The sequence below is a fragment of the Bradyrhizobium sp. genome, assembly GCF_035273305.1.
Taxonomy (GTDB): Bacteria; Pseudomonadota; Alphaproteobacteria; order Rhizobiales; family Xanthobacteraceae; genus Bradyrhizobium.
Map to the genome: position 1 here is coordinate 1 of NZ_DATEPI010000335.1, position 6,618 is coordinate 6,618.

Annotated in this window: 7 protein-coding genes; 5 read left to right on the plus strand and 2 right to left on the minus strand. The window is 59.7% G+C overall.

Features of this window, described 5'->3' with window-relative positions; translation table 11 throughout:
* Window positions 1-517: 517 nt before the first annotated feature.
* Window positions 518-3,247, plus strand: a complete 2,730-nt coding sequence (gyrA, locus tag VJV58_RS21890) for a DNA gyrase subunit A (RefSeq protein WP_324139460.1) — start codon at window positions 518-520, stop codon at window positions 3,245-3,247.
* A gap of 123 nt (window positions 3,248-3,370) precedes the next feature.
* On the opposite strand, the gene VJV58_RS21895 is transcribed toward gyrA, so the two are convergent.
* Window positions 3,371-3,628 (minus strand): hypothetical protein, encoded by a 258-nt coding sequence (locus tag VJV58_RS21895; protein WP_324139461.1) that lies wholly within the window; start codon window positions 3,626-3,628, stop codon window positions 3,371-3,373.
* 263 nt (window positions 3,629-3,891) lie between these two features.
* Here VJV58_RS21895 and coaD point away from each other — a divergent pair, with 263 nt between their 5' ends.
* The 4 genes from coaD (at window position 3,892) to VJV58_RS21915 (ending at window position 5,914) form a co-directional block, all read left to right on the plus strand.
* The gene (gene coaD / locus VJV58_RS21900) at window positions 3,892-4,386 is read left to right on the plus strand and encodes a pantetheine-phosphate adenylyltransferase (protein ID WP_324139462.1); all 495 of its coding nucleotides are present in this window, start codon (window positions 3,892-3,894) and stop codon (window positions 4,384-4,386) included.
* 87 nt (window positions 4,387-4,473) lie between these two features.
* On the plus strand, window positions 4,474-5,037 hold the full coding sequence (locus VJV58_RS21905; RefSeq protein WP_324139463.1) for a peptidylprolyl isomerase: 564 nt from the start codon (window positions 4,474-4,476) through the stop codon (window positions 5,035-5,037).
* Window positions 5,034-5,474, plus strand: coding sequence for a hypothetical protein (locus VJV58_RS21910; RefSeq protein WP_414641546.1), 441 nt, complete (start codon window positions 5,034-5,036; stop codon window positions 5,472-5,474). The genes VJV58_RS21905 and VJV58_RS21910 overlap by 4 nt, the downstream gene beginning before the upstream one ends.
* On the plus strand, window positions 5,450-5,914 hold the full coding sequence (locus VJV58_RS21915) for a peptidylprolyl isomerase (RefSeq protein ID WP_324139464.1): 465 nt from the start codon (window positions 5,450-5,452) through the stop codon (window positions 5,912-5,914). The genes VJV58_RS21910 and VJV58_RS21915 overlap by 25 nt, the downstream gene beginning before the upstream one ends.
* 93 nt (window positions 5,915-6,007) lie before the next feature.
* Here the strand turns inward: VJV58_RS21915 and VJV58_RS21920 are convergent, their stop codons facing one another.
* Window positions 6,008-6,496, minus strand: coding sequence for an ester cyclase (locus VJV58_RS21920; protein ID WP_324139465.1), 489 nt, complete (start codon window positions 6,494-6,496; stop codon window positions 6,008-6,010).
* Window positions 6,497-6,618 lie beyond the last annotated feature (122 nt).

A 6,618-nucleotide genomic window follows, 5' to 3' on the forward strand; every position in this document is an offset into this window, starting at 1 on the left:
CCACGGCCGCACCAAGACGGGCGGTCGCAGCCGGTGCTCGCAACAGCGATATGGATGACGACATCCCATTCTGAGAGGCCGCTGAATCAGCCTGGGACCCATTGCTGAATGCCGCGCCAGCGATTCCCCTTCGTTTGCGGCAATGAGCGCGTTCGCGCTTCGCCTCGTTCAATTTGCCCGTCTGGCGCGCCCACCCACCGCGTTGCCGATGTCATGATCTTGTTTTGGTAGCAGACCTCGGCGCTGTTCACGCTGCTGTGCGGCCGAGTCGCGCATGCCGTACTGTTCGGCCTTAGCCGAATGTATGTGGTCGGGGAGGCGACTTTCCGGCCCGGAAACTGACCGCGGGAGGTCCGGTTCAACTCGGCAGTAAAAGGTGATAGCAAGACGATGCCGCTCTCGGCCTAAGTCACTGGAAAAACGAAGGGAAAAACCCCTCCCGCCAGGTGGTTAAGGGTGGTTTGCGCCCCTTCGATACGCTATATGATTCCCGAGCAAAAATAGACGGATTTCCCCTTTGGCTGACAACGAAGACAACATCCCCGGCGAGCCGCCGGCGCCCTCGGATATTCGTCCCGTATCCATCCTCGATGAGATGAAGCGCTCCTACCTCGATTACGCCATGAGCGTCATCGTGGCGCGAGCGCTGCCGGATGCGCGTGATGGGCTGAAGCCGGTGCATCGGCGCATTCTCTACGCGATGCACGAGAACGGATTCGATTGGAACAAGGTCTATCGAAAATGCGCGCGCACCGTCGGCGACGTGATCGGTAAATACCATCCTCATGGTGACCAGTCGGTCTATGACGCGCTGGTGCGCATGGCGCAGGATTTTTCGATGCGGGTGCCGCTGATCGATGGTCAGGGCAATTTCGGTTCGGTCGACGGCGATATGCCGGCGGCGATGCGATACACCGAAGCGCGCCTGACACGGATCGCGCACTCCTTGCTCGATGACATAGACAAGGACACCGTCGATTTTCAGCCCAATTACGACAGCTCCGAAAAGGAACCGCTGGTTTTGCCGGCGAAGTTCCCGAACCTTCTTGTCAACGGCGCCGGCGGCATCGCGGTCGGCATGGCGACGAACATCCCCCCGCATAATCTCGGCGAGGTAATCGATGCGTGCGTCGCTCTCATTGAAAATCCCGCGCTGACCATCGACGAGCTTATCAAAATCATTCCCGGACCGGATTTCCCAACCGGAGGAATCATCCTGGGACGACAGGGCATCCGCTCGGCCTATCATCTCGGCCGAGGCTCGATCGTCATGCGCGGCAAGGTGACGATCGACACAATACGCAAGGACCGTGAAGCGATCATCATCTCGGAAATTCCGTATCAAGTGAACAAGGCCAATATGGTCGAGCGCATTGCCGAGCTGATGCGCGACAAAAAGATAGAAGGCATTTCGGATTTGCGCGACGAATCCGACCGCGATGGTTTTCGCGTCGTCGTCGAGCTTAAGCGCGATGCCATGCCCGACGTCGTCCTGAACCAGCTCTACCGGTTCACGCCGCTGCAGAGCAACTTCGGCGCCAACATGGTTGCGCTCGACGGCGGCCGGCCGCAGTTGATGAACCTCAAGGACCTGCTGACGCTGTTCGTCGCCTTCCGCGAACAGGTGGTCACGCGGCGGACCAAATACCTGCTCAACAAGTCCCGCGATCGCGCCCATGTGCTGGTTGGTCTGGCCATCGCCGTTGCCAACATCGATGAGATCATCCGTGTGGTCCGCACCTCGCCCGACCCGAATACGGCGCGAGACATCCTGATGTCGCGCGATTGGCCCGCCAGGGACGTGGAGGCGATGATCACGCTCATCGACGATCCTCGACATCGGATCAACGCCGACGGTACCGCACGCCTGTCGATAGAGCAGGCAAGGGCAATCCTTGATCTGCGGCTCCAGCGACTTACCGCACTCGGACGCGAGGAGATATCCGAGGAGCTCGACAAGTTGGCCGGAGAAATCAACGACTACCTCGATATTCTGCGTTCGCGCGCGCGTGTTCAAGCGATCATCAAAGGCGAACTCGCGGAGGTGAAATCGGATTTCTCAACTCCGCGCAGAACCGTAATCATCGAACAGGAAGGCGAGGTAGAGGACGAAGATCTGATCCAGCGCGAAGACATGGTGGTGACTGTGTCACACGCCGGGTATGTCAAGCGCGTGCCGCTGTCGGCCTATCGGGCGCAACGCCGTGGCGGCAAAGGTCGTGCCGGCATGCAAACCCGCGACGAGGATTTCGTCAGCCGGTTGTTTGTGGCCTCAACCCATACGCCTGTGCTTTTCTTTTCCTCGCGTGGACAGGTTTACAAGGAAAAGGTTTGGCGGTTGCCGATGGCGGCGCCAAACGCCCGTGGCAAGGCGATGATCAACATCCTGCCGCTGGAGCAGGGCGAGCGTATCACCACCATCATGCCGCTGCCGGAGGACGAAGCGTCCTGGGCCAACCTCGACGTCATGTTCGCGACCACCGGCGGCAACGTGCGCCGTAACAAATTGTCGGACTTTATCGATGTCAGGCGCTCCGGCATCATCGCCATGAAGCTCGATTCGGACGAATCGATCGTGGACGTGCAGATCTGCACAGAACGCGATGACGTGCTGCTGACGGCGGCGGGGGGGCAGTGCATCCGCTTCCCGGTCACGGACGTGCGGGTGTTCACCGGGCGTACCTCGATGGGGGTGCGCGGCATCGCATTGCCGGCAAACGACAAGGTGATCTCGCTCACTATCCTGCGCCATATGGATGCCGATGCCGAGGAGCGCGCGGCCTATCTGCGCCGCGCCAATGCGGTGCGGCGAGGCGGCGTCGAGGAGGAGGCAGGGATCGACAACGAGGATGCGTCGGGCGCAATCGAGCTCGGCGAACAGCGTTATGTCGAGATGTCCGCCAGCGAGCAGTTCGTGCTCACCATCAGCGAGAACGGTTATGGCAAGCGCTCGTCCTCGTTCGAGTACCGCACCACCGGCCGCGGCGGCAAAGGTATTGTCGCCATGTCTGTCAACGATCGCAACGGCAAGCTGGTGGCCTCATTCCCGGTCGAGGACAGCGACCAGATCATGCTGGTGACCGACAAAGGCCAGCTCATCCGCTGTCCGGTCGAAGGTATCCGGATTGCCGGTCGATCGACCCAAGGCGTTATCGTATTCAATACGGCCGACGACGAGCATGTGGTTTCGGTCGAGCATATCGGCGAGGACACCGAGAACGGGAACGGCAATGGCAATGGCGAGTGATACGAACAGCTACGGCGAGGGGGTCTGGTCAACTTGGTGAGCTAGCGCCCGCGATCGAAATTGCACCAGGTCGCCGAGCCAACGTCATCTACTCGTCTTAAGGTTTGATGGAGGGAACACGCCCTATGGCGTGCGATCCGTCGTTACTAACCGCGCATGCTGGATCATCGTCTTGGAGCCGGCGACACGCAGGCAGGAGGCCTCGAAATTCGGCCACGCTTGCTGGGAGCAGTTCGGACCAGTGGGGCGAATGTCCAGCCGATCGCCCTTGGCGAGCGCTTGCGGAACGCTGGCCTCGACCTGAGGAGCAAAGCCGGGAAGAATGGCAAGCGTAGCGGCAACGAACGCCGCGACGGCGATCGCAGAAAATGCCTTGATCATGACGGTCCCCTGTCCTCGGGCCTTTGCGGCCCGTCGTTTCGTTAACCTTTCATACGAAGGACTCGTTTCCGGATGTCTTCGTGACGATAGGAAATGGTTTCGTCATGCCCCGGCTTTGTTTCGTCTGCGTAAGCCGGACGAAACACGTGTCCTCTGAGGCACGCGGCGAGAGCTCGCGCAGTTTGGGCCGGCTGCAAGTCGTCGTGTCTTGGAAGCAGCCTGCCCCGCTTGCGGGGCCGCCCGGAGCGGGGTAGGAGGGGTTCATGCCCCGCATCGCGCTCTATCCAGGCTCATTCGATCCCGTGACTAACGGCCACCTGGATGTGTTCAGGCAGGCCGTCGGGCTGTGCGACCGGCTGATCGTCGCTATAGGGGTCCATCCGGGAAAGAAGCCGCTGTTCACGGTGGAGGAGCGCATCAAGATGGTGCGGGAGGTGTTTGCGCCGATCGCCGCCAAGGCCGGCTGCGCGTTCGAGTGCACCACCTATGACAAGCTCACAGTGACGGCGGCGCAGAACGCCGGCGCCACTATCATGATTCGGGGCCTGCGCGACGGCACGGATCTGGACTATGAAATGCAGATTGCCGGCATGAACGAGACCATGGCGCCGGAGGTGCAGACGGTATTCCTTCCAGCTTCGGTTGCGGTTCGCCCGATCACCGCCACACTGGTGCGCCAAATCGCCGGAATGGGCGGCGATGTATCCGCCTTCGTGCCTCCCGCGGTCGCGGCTGGACTTAAAACTAAATTTGCCTGATCGCGATTGTTCGCAGAGGAGCGACATCGTTTTCACGAGGGAAGATGCGCCCCTCTGTAATCCGCTAACTTTCGCACCGGAGTTTCCATGATCCGAGTACTCGCCTTCGTCGTTGTGTTGATCTGTGCCGCGCCTGCAATCGCCCAACCGCTGCCTGCCGGTCTCGACAAGCAGAATGCGATCGTCATCGACACGACCAAGGGCCGCATTGTGTTCAAGCTGCGAACCGATCTCGCGCCTCAGCACGCGGAGCGCATCAAGCAGCTCGCACGCGAAGGCTTTTACAACAACGTGCCGTTCCACCGGGTGATGGACGGCTTCATGGCGCAAACCGGCGATGGCCAGAACTTCAATGGCACTGGCGGCTCGAAATATCCGAACCTCAAGGCCGAGTTTTCGAACGTGCCGTTCAAGCGCGGCATCGTCGGCATGGCCCGGCGCGGCGACAGTGTCGATACCGCGAATTCGCAGTTCTTCTTCATGTTCGGCGATGCTCCCAGTCTCAACGGCCAGTACACGGTAGTCGGCGAAGTTGTGCAGGGAATGGATGTGGTCGATAAGTTAAAAAAAGCACCTCCGGGTTCGTCAGGCGGCAGCGTGACCGATCCCGACAAGATGGTGAAGGTGCAAGTCGCGTCCGACATCAAGTGAACGGTCGCGGCGCAATCTGGCGAATTATTTGGTTTGGCCTGCTCTGCTTGTTGCTGTACCCGGCCAGCGCGCACGCGGAGGGATGGCAGGTCAACACGATCAAGGAGGCGTATGCGCGTTTTTCGAACTGCTGGAAACCGCCTCCGACCACCCGCGCCAATCCCATCGACATCACGGTTATTGTCAGCTTCAACCACTCTGGCGCGATCCTCGGCCATCCCCGGATCACTTACGAGTCCGAACAGGCTAACGACAACGACCGGCTGCAATACCGCCTGGCTGTGATGGAGGCGTTGCAACGCTGCACGCCGATGCCATTTACAGAAAGCATGGCAGGCGCTGTTGCTGGCCGGCCATTTGCTATTCGGTTCCGCAACAGGAAGATTTCACCCCAGAACCCAGAGAGAAGAGCATGGCTGACACCGAAAATACTTTGATCCTCGAGACCACGCAGGGTCCCGTCACCATCGAGATGCGCCCGGATCTTGCGCCTAACCACGTGGCCCGGATCAAGGAGCTGGTTCGCGAGGGATTTTACGATGGTATCGTATTCCATCGCGTGATCGATGGTTTCATGGCGCAGACGGGCTGTCCACAGGGCACCGGTACAGGGGGGTCCGGCCAGAAGCTCAAGGCCGAGTTCAACAATGAGCCGCATGTGCGCGGCACGACCTCAATGGCACGGGCGGCAAGTCCCGACTCCGGCGACAGCCAGTTCTTCATCTGCTTCGATGACGCCTCGTTCCTCAACAATCAGTACACAGTATGGGGCAAGGTGACGTCTGGGATGGAGAACGTCGACAAGATCAAGCGTGGCGAACCGGTGCAGAAGCCGGACAAGATCCTCAAGGCCCGCATGGCTATGGACGCGGCGTGAGATTTGAACGCTTGTGCGCACTGTTCCTGCGGCTTGGTTCGAAAGATCACGCGACCGCCCGAGCCAACGCGCCTTTCCCCTTGTTGGTGCTGCTCAGTTTGAGGAGAGCTGGCGAACGGCACCAAGCCAGTCCTCGATGTGGTAGGAACGGACCATCTTGCCGCCTTCGAGCGTGTGGACGTCGATAGACATCAGCTTGAACGATTTGCCCGTATAGGGCACTCCCATGAAATCGGCTGCCGGCGTGCCGGTTGCTTCACCTCGTACCGTGACCTGATTGCCGGCGACTAGAACTTGTTTGATCTTCCATCTCAGGTCGGGGATCGCTTTCAGCCGTTGACCAATCCCGGCGATCACTTCCTCACGCGTGTTGCAAACATCGTTGCCGCGGCATGAGACCCAGTGCGCGGTCGTCGATTGCATGATGAGGTCTGGGCTTTCGCCAGCAAATTCCGCATTCAAGGCTTTATAGAACGGCGCAACGCTGGCGCGGGCAGCCTCGGCGCTGATTTCCGCGCCGGCGGAAGGTATCATTAAAGCGAAAGAGGCCACTGCGGCGCAGCCGGCTTGAATTCTTTTCATCATGGCTCCTGCGACTTGATTGAAGGCGGGCAGGTGGTATGAACCTCTTTTGCCTATCGATCTAATGAGTAATCGTGTTCTACAATGAATGAAATCGATTTACGACGCTTCGACCTCAACCT

Bases quoted from the DNA above. Each gene is read 5' to 3' on its own strand.
- VJV58_RS21920 (WP_324139465.1), bottom strand. From the start codon at position 6,496: ATGAAAAGAATTCAAGCCGGCTGCGCCGCAGTGGCCTCTTTCGCTTTA.
- coaD (WP_324139462.1), top strand. From the start codon at position 3,892: ATGCCCCGCATCGCGCTCTATCCAGGCTCATTCGATCCCGTGACTAAC.
- VJV58_RS21905 (WP_324139463.1), top strand. From the start codon at position 4,474: ATGATCCGAGTACTCGCCTTCGTCGTTGTGTTGATCTGTGCCGCGCCT.
- VJV58_RS21895 (WP_324139461.1), bottom strand. From the start codon at position 3,628: ATGATCAAGGCATTTTCTGCGATCGCCGTCGCGGCGTTCGTTGCCGCT.
- VJV58_RS21915 (WP_324139464.1), top strand. From the start codon at position 5,450: ATGGCTGACACCGAAAATACTTTGATCCTCGAGACCACGCAGGGTCCC.